This is a genomic window from Kitasatospora sp. NPDC088548 (assembly GCF_044753005.1).
Taxonomy (GTDB): Bacteria; Actinomycetota; Actinomycetes; order Streptomycetales; family Streptomycetaceae; genus Kitasatospora.
Window position 1 is genome coordinate 90,975 of sequence record NZ_JBIVMI010000004.1, and the last position, 15,517, is coordinate 106,491.

General features: G+C 73.3%; 12 protein-coding genes. 7 read left to right on the forward strand and 5 right to left on the reverse strand.

Translation table 11 applies throughout. The features are described from left to right. The first annotated feature begins 15 nt into the window (after positions 1-15). The 5 genes from leuS (at position 16) to ACIP82_RS07955 (ending at position 8,788) form a co-directional block, all read left to right on the forward strand. On the forward strand, positions 16-2,913 hold the full coding sequence (gene leuS / locus ACIP82_RS07935) for a leucine--tRNA ligase (RefSeq protein WP_400651979.1): 2,898 nt from the start codon (positions 16-18) through the stop codon (positions 2,911-2,913). Positions 2,914-3,234: 321 nt separating this feature from the next. Beyond that, positions 3,235-4,020, forward strand: a complete 786-nt coding sequence (locus ACIP82_RS07940) for a hypothetical protein (RefSeq protein ID WP_400651981.1) — start codon at positions 3,235-3,237, stop codon at positions 4,018-4,020. 138 nt (positions 4,021-4,158) lie between these two features. Continuing rightward, a complete protein-coding gene (locus ACIP82_RS07945) occupies positions 4,159-5,004 on the forward strand; it encodes a DegV family protein (RefSeq protein ID WP_363607525.1) in 846 nt (281 codons plus the stop codon). 141 nt (positions 5,005-5,145) lie between these two features. Next, on the forward strand, positions 5,146-6,054 hold the full coding sequence (locus ACIP82_RS07950) for a ComEA family DNA-binding protein (RefSeq protein WP_363607524.1): 909 nt from the start codon (positions 5,146-5,148) through the stop codon (positions 6,052-6,054). A 52-nt stretch (positions 6,055-6,106) separates the two neighbouring features. Continuing rightward, a complete protein-coding gene (locus tag ACIP82_RS07955) occupies positions 6,107-8,788 on the forward strand; it encodes a ComEC/Rec2 family competence protein (protein ID WP_400651983.1) in 2,682 nt (893 codons plus the stop codon). Positions 8,789-8,806: 18 nt separating this feature from the next. On the opposite strand, the gene ACIP82_RS07960 is transcribed toward ACIP82_RS07955, so the two are convergent. Further along, a complete protein-coding gene (locus ACIP82_RS07960; protein WP_363607593.1) occupies positions 8,807-9,043 on the reverse strand; it encodes a hypothetical protein in 237 nt (78 codons plus the stop codon). 187 nt (positions 9,044-9,230) lie between these two features. On the opposite strand from ACIP82_RS07960, the gene holA reads away from it, so the two are divergent. Continuing rightward, the gene (gene holA, locus ACIP82_RS07965; RefSeq protein ID WP_363607502.1) at positions 9,231-10,226 is read left to right on the forward strand and encodes a DNA polymerase III subunit delta; all 996 of its coding nucleotides are present in this window, start codon (positions 9,231-9,233) and stop codon (positions 10,224-10,226) included. A 140-nt stretch (positions 10,227-10,366) separates the two neighbouring features. Here the strand turns inward: holA and ACIP82_RS07970 are convergent, their stop codons facing one another. The 3 genes from ACIP82_RS07970 to ACIP82_RS07980 all read right to left on the reverse strand — a co-directional run bounded on the left by ACIP82_RS07970 (position 10,367) and on the right by ACIP82_RS07980 (position 12,280). Continuing rightward, positions 10,367-11,212 carry a hypothetical protein gene (locus ACIP82_RS07970; RefSeq protein ID WP_363607501.1) on the reverse strand — a complete coding sequence of 282 codons (846 nt, stop codon included), beginning with the start codon at positions 11,210-11,212 and terminating at the stop codon, positions 10,367-10,369. Between the two features lie 275 nt (positions 11,213-11,487). Further along, entirely contained in the window at positions 11,488-11,754 is a 267-nt protein-coding gene (rpsT, locus tag ACIP82_RS07975; protein WP_363607500.1) for a 30S ribosomal protein S20, read from the reverse strand. Between the two features lie 220 nt (positions 11,755-11,974). Beyond that, a complete protein-coding gene (locus ACIP82_RS07980; RefSeq protein WP_363607499.1) occupies positions 11,975-12,280 on the reverse strand; it encodes an antibiotic biosynthesis monooxygenase in 306 nt (101 codons plus the stop codon). A gap of 177 nt (positions 12,281-12,457) precedes the next feature. Here ACIP82_RS07980 and lepA point away from each other — a divergent pair, with 177 nt between their 5' ends. Further along, positions 12,458-14,326: a translation elongation factor 4 gene (gene lepA, locus ACIP82_RS07985; protein WP_363607498.1), complete on the forward strand. Its 1,869-nt coding sequence runs from the start codon at positions 12,458-12,460 to the stop codon at positions 14,324-14,326. 77 nt (positions 14,327-14,403) lie between these two features. On the opposite strand, the gene ACIP82_RS07990 is transcribed toward lepA, so the two are convergent. Beyond that, positions 14,404-15,471 (reverse strand): FAD-dependent oxidoreductase, encoded by a 1,068-nt coding sequence (locus ACIP82_RS07990; protein WP_363607497.1) that lies wholly within the window; start codon positions 15,469-15,471, stop codon positions 14,404-14,406. Positions 15,472-15,517: the final 46 nt, after the last annotated feature.

Sequence of the window (15,517 nt, forward strand, 5' to 3'; positions counted from 1 at the left end):
GGAGCTTGAAGGACCATGAGCGAGACGACCCCTGCTTCCGGCGCGGCCGAAGCCGCAACCGAGCCGTTCCGGTACAGCGCCACCCTGGCTGCGGAGATCGAGTCCCGCTGGCAGGACATCTGGGAGAAGGAGGGCACGTTCAACGCCCCCAACCCGGCCGGCGACCTGGCCGACCCGGCCGCCGGTGACGTCACCGCGAAGCCGCACAGCTTCATCATGGACATGTTCCCGTACCCCTCGGGCGCGGGCCTGCACGTCGGCCACCCGCTGGGCTACATCGCCACCGACGTCTACGCCCGCTACCAGCGGATGACCGGCCACAACGTGCTGCACACGCTGGGCTACGACGCCTTCGGCCTGCCCGCCGAGCAGTACGCGGTGCAGACCGGCACCCACCCCCGGGTCTCCACCGAGGCCAACATCGCCAACATGCGCCAGCAGCTGCGCCGGCTGGGCCTGGGCCACGACCCGCGCCGTTCGATCTCCACGATCGACCCGGAGTACTACCGCTGGACCCAGTGGATCTTCCTGCAGATCTTCAACTCCTGGTACGACGAGCAGGCCGGCCAGGCCCGCCCGATCGCCGAGCTGATCGCGCAGTTCGAGTCCGGCGCGCGGCAGACCCCGGACGGGCGTGCCTGGGCGGAGCTGTCCGCCGCCGAGCGCGACGAGCTGCTGGGCGAGTACCGGCTGGCGTACTCCAAGGAGGTGCCGGTCAACTGGTGCCCGGGCCTGGGCACCGTGCTGGCCAACGAGGAGGTCACCGCGGACGGCCGTTCCGAGCGCGGCAACTTCCCGGTGTTCAAGTCGAACCTGCGCCAGTGGATGATGCGGATCACCGCCTACTCGGACCGCCTGATCTCCGACCTGGACCTGCTGGACTGGCCCGAGGCCATCAAGCTGCAGCAGCGCAACTGGATCGGCCGCTCGGAGGGTGCCCGGGTCGACTTCGCGGTCGGCTCCGGTGAGAAGATCACCGTCTTCACCACCCGCCCCGACACCCTGTTCGGCGCCACCTACATGGTGCTGGCCCCCGAGCACGGCCTGGTCGACTCGATCGTCCCGGCCGCCTGGCCCGAGGGCGTCCCGGCCGAGTGGACCGGTGGCGCCGCCACCCCCGCCGAGGCCGTGGCCGCCTACCGCGCCGCCGCCGCGGCCAAGTCCGACGTCGAGCGTCAGGTCGAGGCCAAGGTCAAGACCGGTGTGTTCACCGGCGCGTACGCGGTGAACCCGGTCAGCGGCGAGCCCGTCCCGGTGTTCATCGCCGACTACGTGCTGATGGGCTACGGCACCGGCGCCATCATGGCCGTCCCGGCCCACGACAGCCGCGACTTCGCGTTCGCCCGCGCCTTCGCACTGCCGATGCGCTGCGTCGTCAAGCCCACCGACGGGCGCGACGAGGACCCGCACACCTGGGACGACGCCTTCGACACCTACGACTCCGTCATCGTCAACTCGGCGCACGCCGAGGGCACCGAGGACGGCGTCTCGCTGGACGGCCTGAGCGTGGTGGACGCCAAGGCCGCCGTCACCGGCTGGCTGACCGCGCACGGCATCGGCGAGGGCACCGTCAACTACCGCCTGCGTGACTGGCTGTTCAGCCGTCAGCGGTACTGGGGCGAGCCCTTCCCGATCGTCTACGACGAGGACGGCGTGATGCACGCGCTGCCCGAGTCGATGCTGCCGGTCGAGGTCCCCGAGGTGGACGACTACTCGCCGCACACCTACGACCCGTACGACTCCGCCTCCTCGCCGAAGACCCCGCTGTCGCGCAACGAGGACTGGGTCAACGTCGAGCTGGACCTGGGCGACGGCGTGAAGAGGTACCGCCGCGAGACCAACACCATGCCCAACTGGGCCGGTTCGTGCTGGTACGAGCTGCGCTACGTCGACCCGTCCAACGGCTCGCGCGTGGTGGACCCGGCCAACGAGCAGTACTGGCTGGGCCCGACGGCCACCAAGCCGGGCGGCGGCGCCGACCTGTACGTCGGCGGTGCCGAGCACGCCGTACTGCACCTGCTGTACGCCCGCTTCTGGCACAAGGTGCTGCACGACCTGGGCCACGTCTCCTCGGTCGAGCCGTTCCACAAGCTGTTCAACCAGGGCATGATCACCGCCGACGTGTACCGCGACGAGCGCGGCTTCCCGGTGCCCGCCGCCGAGGTCGAGGAGCGCGACGGCGCGTACTTCTGGGCGGGTGAGCAGGTCAAGCGCGAGGCCGGCAAGATGGGCAAGTCCCTGAAGAACGCCGTCGCGCCGGACGAGATCGCCGACGAGTACGGGGCCGACACGCTGCGCCTGTACGAGATGTCGATGGGCCCGCTGGACGTCTCCCGTCCGTGGGACACCCGTGCGGTGGTCGGCTCGTACCGCTTCCTGCAGCGGCTGTGGCGCAACGTCGTCTCGGAGGCGACGGGCGAGCTGGTCGTCACCGACGAGCCCGCCGACGAGGCGACGCTGCGCGCGCTGCACAAGGCCATCGACGGCATCCGCGGCGACATGACCGGGCTGCGCTTCAACACGGCCGTGGCCAAGGCGATCGAGCTGAACAACTTCCTGGTGAAGCGCGGGTCTACGCCGCGGGTGGTGGCCGAGCAACTGGTGCTGCTGGTCGCCCCGCTGGCCCCGCACATCGCCGAGGAGCTGTGGCGCCGGCTGGGCCACGGCGAGTCGCTGGCGCACACCGACTACCCGGTCGCCGACCCGGCGTACGTGGTGGACGAGACGGTGACCTGTGTGGTGCAGGTCAAGGGCAAGGTGAAGGCCCGGCTGGAGGTCGCCCCGGCGATCTCCGACGCCGAGCTGGAGGCGCTGGCGCTGGCCGACCCGGCCGTCGTCGCCGCGATCGGTGACGCGCCGGTGCGCAAGGTGATCGCGCGTGCGCCGAAGCTGGTGAACATCGTCACCGGCTGACGTTTCGCCGCTGTCCGGCTGTTCGGGGCGGGTGTCCTTCGGGGCGCCCGCCCTGTGGCGTTCCGGGCGTGGTGGTGCTTCGGGTGTGGTGGTGCTTCCGGCCCCGTGGCGTTCCGGGCGTCGTGGCCGGGCTGATCCCGCCGACCGGTCCGGTGGGCGGGGGACCCTCGGGGGAGATCCCCGACTTGTCCCTGATCTCGGCCGTCGGAGGCTCGTTCGGCCTGCCCCGGGACCGGAGTGGAGGCTACCGTGGAACCCTCGGCGACCCGGTCCGCGTTGGGCCCGGTGGGGGCCGGTTCGGCTGTCGGAAGGTGACTCGTGATGGACGTGCTCGGCGTGATGATCGGCCTGGCCCTGCTCTTCGGGATCGCGGTGGCGGTCCTGGCCGTGGTGGGCACGGTGAAGGCGGCGAAGGCGGTCGCGGCGAAGGTCGATCGACACGAGGCCAACGCCCGGCGTGCGGTGGAGAACGCCGCCCTCAAGGCGAAGACGTACACCAAGGCCGGCCCGCAGGGGCAGATCTCCGCCGTCCGCCTCGGGCTGCGGACCTCGCTGAGCGGCACCCGCCAGGTACTGGAGAGCGGCCTCGCCCAGGACGGCCAGCTCAGCGAGTCGCTCGGCCTGCTGGCCCGGCTCGACGTCCACGCGGCCGAGCTGGACGGAGAGCTGCGGACGCTGGAGCGCGAGCCCGACGCCGGCCGGATCGCGGCCAAGCTGCCCGAGCTGCGGGAGCGGGCCGAGCGGATCACCCACTCCGCCGAGACCATGCGCTGGGCCGCCCAGGACCGGATGCACCGCTTCGCGGACGACGAGCTGAGCCGGCTCAGCAAGGAGTGCGAGAGCGAGGCGGGGGCGCTGCGACACTGGGACACGTCGGGGGGTGCGGGCTCTTCCGGGTCCGTGGGGGCCTCGGGGACCGCAGGGGCTGGTGCCGGGCGTGGGGCCGGTGCCGCGGGTGCCGCTCGGGAGGGGTCGCAGCAGCGGCCGGGGCTGACCGACGGGAAGGGCGGCCGGCCGAGCGCCGAGGACCTGCTGGGCCTCGGTGACCCGCTGGCCCGGCTGGCGCAGCGGCTGCGGAAGCCGACGACGGGATCGTCGGCGGGCTGACCTGTCGGCCCCGGGTGTCCTGGTCCTGTCGGTCCCGCAGGCCTCGTATGCCGTGTTGTTGGGGTGTCCCGGCCTCGTCGTCCGGGTGCTGCCGTCCGGCGCTGTTATCCGGGCCGGGCGGGGAGTAACCTCCGCCTCATGCCCGCCGACCTCGCACTTGTCACCGATTCCACGGCCTATCTGCCGCACGAAGCTGTTGATCGCCATGGGATCACCGTGGTCCCGCTGAGCGTCGCGGTCGGTGACTCGGTCCTCGCCGAGGGGGTGGAGATCTCCCCGAAGGACGTCGCCGAGGCGCTGAACGGCAAGCAGCGGGTGACGACCTCGCGCTCCAACCCCGAGTCCTTCGCCGCCGCCTACCGGGCGGCCGCCGAGGCCGGGGCGAAGGGGATCGTCTCGGTGCACATCTCCGGTGAGCTGTCCGGCACCGTGGAGGCGGCCCGGCTGGCGGCGGCCGAGGCGCCCGTCCCGGTGCGGGTGGTGGACAGCCGGCTGGTCGGCATGGCTCTCGGGTACGGCGTGCTGGCGGCGGCCGAGGCGATCGCGGCCGGGCGGGAGCTGGACGAGGTGGCCGAGGCCGTCATCCGGCGGACGGCGGTGACCAGCGGCTTCTTCTACGTCGACACACTTGAGCACCTCCGCCGGGGCGGCCGGATCGGTGCGGCCCAGGCGTTCTTCGGTTCGGCCCTGGCGGTGAAGCCGCTGCTGCACCTGGCGGGCGGGCGGATCGAGCCGTTGGAGAAGGTCCGGACGGCGTCCCGGGCGATCGCCCGCCTGGAGGAGATCGCGGTCGAGCGGGCGGGCGAGCGCGAGGTCGACATCACCGTTCATCATCTGGCGGCGGAGGAGCGGGCGGAGCCGCTCGCGGAGCGGTTGCGCGGCCGGGTGCCCGGGCTGCGGGACCTGTACGTGGGCGAGGTGGGAGCGGTGATCGGCGCTCACGTCGGGCCGGGGCTGCTGGCGGTGGTGGTCTCGCCGCGCTGAGGCCGGGTGGCGTGGTGGTGGTCAATTCGTAGGAGTGATCGGCACTCGTACGAGTGACCTGAGTTATCCACAACCCCCTGGTTTTCCACAGGATTTTGGTCATTCTCCCGAGGGTGGCCGAGGGCTCCTAGCGTGCTGCGCATGACCAGCGTGAGCCTCGGCGCGGCCAAGCGCCATGAGATCGGTGAGACCGCCCGTCTGCGGATGTCGGCACTGCTGCCGGCGGCCGAAGGGCCGCTCGGTGCGGGGGAGCCGGTGGCCACCGGGCCGCCGTCGGGCGTGACTTCGGGCGGGCCGCTTTTGGGAGGGGTGCCTCTGGGAGGGGTGTCGGAGCCGGGTGTGGTGGAGCCGCCTGCGGCTGGGGGCGGCAGGGCGCGTTCGCGGTTCGCCCCGGCGGTGGTACTCGACCGGCGGGCGGTGGCCGGACTCACCGTCCTGCTGCTGCTTGCCGTGGGCTACGGCCTTCAGCACTTCTGGCTGGCGCGGCCCCGGCCGGTCGCGGTGCCGGTGGTGGCGGTCGCCTCGGCGGCGCCGGCACCGGCGGCGAGCGGACCGGCCTCGGCGGAGACCGCCTCCGATGCCGCTGCCCGGGCCGGCCCCGATACCGGCCCGGGGGCGGGGGCCGTGGTGGTGGACATCGGGGGCAGGGTGCACGCGCCGGGGCTGCACACCCTGCCCGGCGGGTCCCGGGTGGCGGACGCGTTGCGTGTGGCCGGTGGCCCGCTGCCCGAGACGGAGACCAAGAGCCTCAACCTGGCCAGGGTGCTGACGGACGGTGAGCAGATCCTGGTCGGCGAGCCCGGGCCGCCCCCTGCCGCCGGGGCGGGATCCGGCCCTCCGGCGGCGGCCGGGCCGAAGCAGCCGGTCAGCATCAACCGGGCCACCCTTGAGCAGCTCGACACCCTCCCCGGCGTCGGCCCGACGCTTGCCCAGCGCATCCTCTTGTTCCGCACGTCGCACGGGTCGTTCCGCTCCCTCGACCAGCTGAGACAGGTCAACGGCATCGGCGAGCACATCTACGCCGAGATCAGACCGCTGCTCACCCTCTGACTCCCCGCCCCGCTCCGCCGCCCGGTCCGTCCGTCGTCCCCGCTCCGCCGCCTTGCCGAAGGGAGGTACCGTTATCGCCACCGTCGACCCGGCTTCGCCCGCCCGTGCCCCGGCCGCCGACTTCCGGCTGCTGCTCCCCGCCGTGTCGGCGTGGGTGGTCGCGGCCGCGCTGCTCGGCCTGGACCCGGGGCACGGTGCGGTGGCGTCGGTGTCGGCGGGAGCGGCGGCAGTGGTGGGCGTCCTCCTGCTCACCCGCCCGGGTGTGCGCCGGAGCCGAGGGACGGCCGCCACCCTGGCCGCCGTCCTCCTCACCGGTGCGGCGGCCACCGCCGCCACCCTCCTGCACACCGCCGACCTGCACCGGGGGCCGCTGCCCGAGCTGGCCCGTGCCGCGGCGGCCGCGGCTCCCCGGGGTGCCGGCCGCCCGCCCGAACCGCCGCCGCCCGCCCCGGAAGTGGGCGTCGAACTGACCGTCACCGGCGACCCGAGAGCCCGTACCTCCCGGAGCGGGGGGCCGACCGGCGGGCAGGCCGTCCTCACCGTGGACGCCGTGGCGGACCGTGTCACCGTCCGGGACGGGCCTGCCCCGGGTGACCGCCGTACCAGCGGTGCCGGGTACACGGTCCGGACGCGGACCCCGGTGACCGTGCTGGTGCGAGGGCAGGCGGTCGAGGCCTGGCAGCGGTTGCTCCCGTCGGCCCGGCTGGCCGTCGAGGCCGAGGTCCGCCCGGCCGGTGAGGGCCACGACACCGAGTCCGCCGCGCTGCTGCTCCCGCACGGGCCGCCCCGGCAGCTCGCGACGCCGAGCCTGCCGCAACGGATCGCGGGCCGGCTCCGGGGCGGCCTGCGGGCGGCCTCTGACGGGCTCCCGCCGGACGCGCGGGGTCTTCTCCCCGGTCTGGTCGTCGGCGACACCTCCCGGCTGCCCGACGATCTCCGGGACGCCTTCCGGGCCACCGACATGGCCCATCTGGTCGCGGTGAGCGGGGCGAACCTGGCGATCGTGCTCGGTGTGCTGCTGGGCGCGCCGGGGCGGGCCGGTACGCCCGAGCGCCGGGGCCTGGCGGCCCTGCTCGGGCTCTCGCTGCGCAGTACCGCGCTGCTGGGCACGGCCGTCACCCTGGCCTTCGTCACCATCTGCCGGCCGGAGCCGAGCGTGCTGAGGGCGGCCGGTACGGGCCTGGTCGGGCTGCTGGCCCTGGCCACCGGCCGCCCCCGCCAGGCGGTGCCCGCGCTCGCCGGCACCGTTCTGATCCTGGTGCTGGTCGATCCGTATCTGGCGCGGTCGTTCGGCTTCCTCCTCTCGGTGCTCGCCACCACCGGCCTGCTGGTCCTCGGCCCGCACTGGGCGGCCGCCCTGCGGGCCCGGGGCTGGCCGCGTCACCTGGCGGGCGCCGTCGCCGCCACGGCGGCCGCCCAGGCGCTCTGCGCGCCCGTGACGGTCGTGCTGTCCGCGCACATCAGCCTGGTCGCGATCCCGTGCAATCTGCTGGCCGAGCTGGCGGTGGCCCCGGCGACGCTGCTCGGCTTCGCGGTCCTCGCGCTGGACCCGCTCTCGCCGGCGCTGGCCCGGGTGCTCGCGGAGCCGGCCGCGATCCCGGTCGGCTGGCTGGCGGCGGTGGCGAGGCGCGGGGCCGAGCTGCCGGGCGCGCAACTGTCCTGGCCGGGCGGGCTGTTCGGGACGGTGTCGCTCGCCCTGGCCACGGTGGCGGTCTGCTGGACGGCGCCGCTGCTGCTCGCCCGGCGGGTGGACACCGGCGCGGGCGCGCCCGGCCGGGCCGGCCTTCGGGGCAGGCGGCTGCGGGGCGGGCGCATCCGGCTGCTGGTGGCGGGCCTGCTCCTGCTGGCCCTGCCGGCCGTCCTGCTGCGACCGCCCCTGCTCACCCGGATCGCCACCGGCTGGCCGCCCCCGGGGTGGCGGATGGCGATGTGCGACGTCGGCCAGGGCGACATGCTGGTGCTCCCCGTCGTCCCCGCCGATGTGTCCGGGGGCGGCCGGGAGCCCGACAGCGCAGTGGTGGTGGACGCCGGTCCGGACCCGCGCGCGGCCGACCGCTGCCTGCGCGACCTCGGCATCACCGCCGTTCCACTGCTGCTGGTGACGCACTTTCACGCCGATCACGTCGAGGGCGTACCGGGGGTGCTGCGCGGGCGCCGGGTCGGGGCGATCGAGGGCACCACCCTGGACGATCCGCCGGGTGAGGCGGCCCGGGTGTCAGGGTGGGCCGCCGCCGCCGGTGTCCCGCTGCTGCGCGCCGGGCGCGGCGAACGGCGGGCGGCCGGGGCGGGCCTCTCCTGGGAGGTGCTCTGGCCGGATGCCGAGGCGGCGGCCTCGGCATCCGGCGCCAACAACGCCAGCGTCGCGCTGCTGGTCACCCTGGCCGGCGGACTACGGCTGGCGTTGCTGGGCGACCTCGAACCACCGGCCCAGTCGGTGCTGCTCGGCCGCCTCGGCCGGACCCGGGTGGACGTCCTGAAGGTGGCCCATCACGGGTCCGCCCACCAGGACTGGGGGCTGGCCGCCGCCCTGGGCCCCCGGCTGGCGCTGATCTCCTGCGGCGAGGGCAACCCGTACGGGCACCCCTCGCCGCGGACGGTGGAGCGGCTTCGGGCCCTCGGCGCCGCCGTGCTGCGGACGGACCGGGCCGGGGACATCGCCCTGACCGGGGAGACCCCGGCCGGCCTCGGTGCGGTCGTCCATCCGTCCGGCGACCGGCCGGCGGGAGGGCACTGAAGCATGCGGCCCCGCTGTTCAGCCCTCCTCGCGCCAGCCCTCGTTCTCGGCCGCGACGGCGTCCAGGGCGCGCAGGTGCCGGGCCGTCCAGCCGTCCTCGGGAGGTTCCACGACCACCAGCCACTGCGCGTCCTCGGCGTCGTCCTCGCCGGCCAGGGCGTCCCGGACGATTTCCAGCTCGCCGAGGTCGGGGTGGTTGGCGCTCAGCTCCTCCGCCGCCTCGTCGGCGGCGTCGCGGTCGGGAAGGACGAGCAGCTGCCGGGCGCGCGGGTCGAAGGCGTCCGGCTGGTCGATGGTGAGGTCTTCGGTCACCGGTCCATTCTCCCCGGGCCGGGTGTGCGGCTCGCGTTCGGTCCTGCCTCCGGTGGCGGTGGCGTTCCTGTCGCGGTGGCGGTCGCGGCCGGGCGGGGAGTGTCCGTACCCCGTGGGATGCTGGTAGGCGATGGCCAGGAAGAGTGCACCCGACGATCTGCTCGCCCCGCTGACCCTCGCGGTCGGTCAGGAGGAGCTGCTGCTCGACCGTGCGGTCGCCCAGGTGGTGGCGGCGGCGAGGGCGGCGGACTCCGACACCGACGTGCGGGACATCCCGCCCGGGGGCCTCCAGCCCGGCAGCCTCGCCGAGCTGACCACGCCCTCGCTGTTCGCCGAGCGCAAGGTCATCGTGGTCAGGGCCGCTCAGGACCTCTCCGCCGACTCCGTGAAGGAGGTCAAGGCGTACATCGAGTCCCCGGCCGATGAAGTGATCATGGTGCTGGTGCATGCCGGCGGCGCCAAGGGCAAGGGGCTGCTGGACGCCGGGCGGAAGGCCGGGGGCCGGGAGGTCCAGTGCGCGAAGCTGGCCAAGGCGGGGGAGCGGCTGACCTTCGTCCGGGGCGAGTTCCGCACGCTCGGGCGGTCGGCGACACCGGAGGCGTGCCAGGCCCTGCTGGACGCGCTCGGCAGTGACCTGCGCGAGCTGGCCGCCGCCTGCAGCCAGCTCACCTCGGACGTCGAGGGCACCATCGACGAGACCGTGGTCGCCCGCTACTACAGCGGCCGGGCCGAGGCCACCGGCTTCGAGGTGGCCGACCTCGCGGTCACCGGCCGGGCCGCCGAGGCGCTGGAGCGGCTGCGCTGGGCGCTGGCCGTGGGGCAGCCGCCGACCGGCATCACCTACGCCCTGGCGTCCGGGGTCCGCAGCATCGGGCGGCTGGCGACCACCGGGCGGAACATGCGACCGGCCGACCTGGCGCGCGAGCTGGGCATGCCGCCGTGGAAGGTCGAGCGCGTCCGCCAGCAGATGCGCGGCTGGACGGGCGACGGGGTGGCCATCGCCCTCACCGCGATCGCGCAGGCGGACGCCGCCGTCAAGGGCGGGTCCGACGACCCGGCGTACGCCCTGGAGCGGGCCGTGGTCGCGGTCGCCCGGGCCTCTCGCGCGGGCTCCCGCCCGTACTGAGCGGCTCCCGCCACAGCGGCCCGGCGGTTCACCCCCGGGCGGGCTCACCCCGGTACGGCTGACCCGCCCTGCCCGGCGGGCCCGCGCCACCCCGGAGCCACCGCCGCTACGGAGCCACCGCCGCTACGGAGCCACCGCCACTACGGTCCGCCGATCGCCTTGAGGACGTCCCGGCTGTCGGCGATCATGATCTGCCGGACGGTGTCGCGGTCCAGCGTGTAGTCCTTGCCGGTCTGGTAGTTGTCGGTCCAGTAGAGCGAGTACGTCATGCCGCCGTCCCGGACCTCCAGGTAGCAGTTGATGTCGTGGAAGGTCTTGTCCGAGCTGGTCGGCTCGTCGCCGTAGGCGAAGTAGGCCTCCTGGCCGAGGTTCCGCACATCGGTGATCTCGTACTTCTGCTGCTCGAAGAAGATCCTGGTGGCGGCGAACTCGGGGGCGGCGTCGACGGCCTTGTGCAGTTCGGCGCGCATGTCGATGGTGGCGTAGTCCGGGCTGTCGCTCCCGCTGACCGTCCGCTTCATCAACGCGTAGCAGCGCATGATGTCCATGGAGTCGCTCCGGCTGCTGTGCTGCAGCGGATAGTTGTCCACCATGCGGTAGTTCTGGTTGAACTTGGTGAGCTTGCCCGCGTCACAGAGCTTGTCCACGGTGTGGTAGCCACGGACGCTCTGCGGGAAGGAGCCGCTGGTCACCATCCGGGGTACGACGGCCACGGCGCCGGCCCAGCCGGCCGAGGCCAGCAGCGCGCCCACGAACGCCCAGACGGCGTTGCGGCGCAGGTTCCCGGCCCGTCGGCCCGGCCCACCGCTGCCCGGAGCCGGTGGCAGGCCGGGCGAGGCGGGCAGCCCGGGCGGCGGGCCGAAGCCCGGAACGGCCGTCGCCGGCGGGAACTGCTGCGGATGCTGTGGCGGGTGCTGCTGCGGAAAACCGGCGAACCCCGGCCCGCTCTGTCCCGGTAGCGGCGGTGGTGGCGGTGGTGTCGCCATAGGTGCCCCCCTGAGCCCTCTGCACAGGTGATCGTCGAACGTGATCCCCATTGCCTTGCCGTGACCGAACCCTAGCGGTACGGCCACAGCACGCGACAGGCGCCGCAGCCACCTCTGGGGAAGAGGTCCGCTGCGGCGCCTGCCGTACTGCTCTGTGCACCGCACCCGCGTGGCGAACGCAGGCCGCGTGCGGTGCGAATCCTTGTCGTACCTCAGGAGTTCGGGTAGAGGGCCGGTTCGTCCTGAGGCGTGTGGGGCCGTGGGCCCCGGGGGCGTCAGGCCTGGACGGCGTTGACGCGCTTGGTGATGGCCGACTTCTTGTTGGCGGCCTGGTTGGCGTGGATGACGCCCTTGCTCACGGCCTTGTCCAGCGCCTTGGAGGCGGCGCGGGCCAGCACGGCGGCCTTCTCGGTCTCGCCGGCGGCAGCGGCCTCACGGGCCTTGCGCAGAGCGGTCTTCAGCGAGGACTTGACGGCCTTGTTGCGCAGGCGCGCCTTCTCGTTGGTCTTGTTGCGCTTGATCTGGGACTTGATGTTCGCCACGAAGGAGCCTCAGTCTTGTCTGTAACGGTTCTGGAGGTCCCCCCGGCCGAAGGCTGGGGGAGGGTTGCACCGCGCGGCCGCCGGACCAGCTGAGAGGGCATGCCGAGGCCAGGTGCAGCGCCCCACGCTACCAGGGGGCCGCCGCCCGCCCCAAACCGGCCGCCCCGGCGGCCCGCCCGTGACGGCCCGCCCCGGTCCGGCCGCCCCCGGCCCGCCCGGCCTACGCGCTCAGCAGCGGCTCGCCGTAGTGCTCCACCTCGGGGAAGGGCCGGTAGTACCGGTGCAGCAGGTCCCGCCACCGCTGGTACTCGGCCGAGCGGCGAAACCCCTCGGTGTGGTCCTCCAGGGTCTCCCATTCCACCTGGAGCAGGAACCGCGAGCCGCGCCCCTCGTCCAGGCAGCGGCGCAGTTCCAGCGCGCGGAATCCGGTCTGGACCGAGATCAGCGGCCGGGCCTCGGCGAAGGTGGCGAGGAAGGACTCCTCCTGGCCGGGCAGGACATCGAGCAGGGCGCTTTCGAGGATCATGGAACGCCATCCTGCCGCGCCGCGGAGGCCTGTGGAAGAACCGACCGGCGGCGCACGTCGCGGGCGTGGGAAGATGGGAGGAACTATTTCGATCGGACGACTGTCCGGTCCCCGGGAAACCGGTCAGCGATGACCCGGACACCCCCGGCCCCCGGACCAACGGAGAATCGGACCAAGGTGCCCGCGACCCCCAGCAATGTGCCAGAGCCCAGCCGTACCGACCCGGCGCTGATCCGCAACTTCTGCATCATCGCCCACATCGACCACGGCAAGTCGACGCTCGCAGACCGGATGCTGCAGATCACCGGCGTCGTCGACCCGCGGCAGATGCGTGCCCAGTACCTCGACCGCATGGACATCGAGCGTGAGCGCGGCATCACCATCAAGTCGCAGGCCGTCCGCCTCCCGTGGGCGCCGAAGACCGGCCCGGACACCGGTACGACGCACATCCTCAACATGATCGACACCCCCGGCCACGTGGACTTCACGTACGAGGTGTCCCGCTCCCTCGCCGCCTGCGAGGGCACCGTCCTGGTGGTGGACGCCGCCCAGGGCATCGAGGCCCAGACCCTCGCCAACCTGTACCTGGCGCTGGAGAACGACCTCACGATCATCCCGGTGCTCAACAAGATCGACCTGCCGGCCGCCCAGCCGGAGAAGTACGCCGCCGAGATCGCGCACATCATCGGCTGCGACCCGGCCGACGTGCTCAAGGTCAGCGCCAAGACCGGCCTGGGCGTCGAGGAGCTGCTGGACCACATCGTCGCCAACATTCCGGCCCCGGTCGGCGTCAAGGACGCCCCGGCGCGCGCGATGATCTTCGACTCGGTGTACGACTCCTACCGCGGTGTGGTCACCTACGTCCGTGTGGTCGACGGGCAGCTCACCAAGCGCGAGCGGATCGCGATGATGTCGACCGGCGCGACGCACGAGCTGCTGGAGATCGGTGTCATCTCGCCCGAGCCGAAGGTCGCCGACGGCCTCGGCGTCGGCGAGGTGGGCTACATCATCACCGGTGTGAAGGACGTCCGGCAGTCCAAGGTCGGTGACACCATCACCTCGATGCACAAGGGTGCGACCGAGGCGCTGGGCGGCTACAAGGACCCGCGTCCGATGGTCTTCTCCGGCCTCTACCCGCTGGACGGCTCGGACTACCCGCTGCTGCGCGACGCCCTCGACAAGCTGCGGCTCAACGACGCCGCGCTGGTCTACGAGCCGGAGACCTCGGTCGCGCTCGGCTTCGGCTACCGCTGTGGCTTCCTCGGCCTGCTGCACCTGGAGATCATCCGGGAGCGCCTGGAGCGGGAGTTCAACCTCGACCTGATCTCCACCGCCCCGAACGTGGTGTACCGCGTGGTGATGGAGGACGGCAGCGAGCACACCGTCACCAACCCGAGCGAGTTCCCCACCGGCAAGATCGCCGAGGTGTTCGAGCCGGTCGTGCGCGGCACCATCCTGGCGCCCAACGAGTTCGTCGGCGCGATCATGGAGCTCTGCCAGTCCCGCCGCGGCAACCTCCAGGGCATGGACTACCTCTCCGAGGACCGGGTCGAGCTGCGCTACACCCTGCCGCTCGCCGAGATCGTCTTCGACTTCTTCGACCAGCTGAAGTCCAAGACCCGGGGCTACGCCTCGCTCGACTACGAGCCCATCGGTGAGCAGAGCGCCAGCCTGGTGAAGGTCGACATCCTGCTGCACGGCGACGCGGTGGACGCCTTCTCCGCGATCGTGCACAAGGACAAGGCCTACAACTACGGCGTGATGATGGCGGGCAAGCTGCAGAAGCTGATTCCGCGCCAGCAGTTCGAGGTGCCGATCCAGGCCGCGATCGGCTCGCGGGTGATCGCCCGTGAGACGGTCCGCGCGATCCGCAAGGACGTGCTCGCCAAGTGCTACGGCGGTGACATCTCGCGTAAGCGCAAGCTGCTGGAGAAGCAGAAGGAAGGCAAGAAGCGGATGAAGATGGTCGGCCGCGTGGAGGTCCCGCAGGAGGCCTTCATCGCCGCGCTGTCCACCGACGCCGAGGCGCCGAAGGAAAAGAAGTAACCAGCGGTGGCTGAACGGGCCCGGGGCGAGCAGCCCCGGGCCCGTTCGCGTGCGCGGCCGCCGGTGCCGGCCGCCGGTCAGCGCAGGGTCGAGACCACGCCTCCGACGATGGCCGCCTTGGCCAGCTTCCCGGCCCGGCCGGTGAACACGGTGGGCCGCATGGAGTCGTCCCCGTGGATCAGCTGGAGCAGCCCGTCGCGGCGGCCGAGGCTGAGGCACTGGACGGCGTACCGGAAGGCGAACGGCCTGTCGGTGCGTCCGGCGAGCACCCGGCCGAGGTACTTGCCCATCGGCTGGGCGGTGGCGCAGCCCATCCGCAGGGTGCCGGTCCCGGGGACGGTCACCTCGGCGGCGTCGCCGATCACGTAGACGTCCGGGTGGGAGACCGAGCGCAGACGGTCGTCGACGACGGCCCGACCGCTCGCGGTGACCGCCAGACCGGCCTCGGCGGCCAGCGGGTGCGGTTCCATGGCGGCGGCCCAGGCGACCAGGTCGGCCGGGATCCGGCCGCGCGCGGTGTCCAGGCCCGCCGCGTCGACCGCGGTGACGGTGCTCTGCTCGTGCACCTCGACCCCGAGCCGCTCCAGGACCCGCAGGACGTGGCCCCGGCCCCTGGCCGAGAACCAGCCGCCCACCTGGCCCGCCGCGACGATCCGGACCCGCCACCGCGGGTGGGCCTCGGCCAGCTCGGCCGCCAGCTCGATGCCGGTGGCGCCGCCGCCGACCACGGCCACGGTGCCGGGGCGTTCGGCGGAGCGGAGCCGTTCGGCCAGTTCGGCGGCCTGCTCGGCGGTGCGGGCGTGCTCGGCGGCGCCCGGGACACCGTGCCAGGCGGTGCGGCTGCCGAGGGCGTACACCAGGGTGTCGTAGGAGACGGCCTCGCCGGTGTCCAGGAACACCTTGCGGGCGGTGAGGTCCAGGCGGGTGGCGCGCGCCCGGACGTGCCGTACGCCCCGGCCGCGGATCAGGTCGGCCACGGCGGGCCGGTGCTCGGGGTGGCCGGCGGCGGTCTCGTGCTGGCGGATGCGGTGCAGGAAACGGGTCTCGGGGGCGATCAGGGTCACCCGGTCGCGCTTGCCCGCCCGGGTCGCCGCGGTCAGTCCCGCGTAACCGGCCCCCAGTACGACGATCTGCTTCTCGGTCATGTGTCCGCCTCCTTCGCCGCGCTCTCCGCGCGTGTCCGGGAAGGGG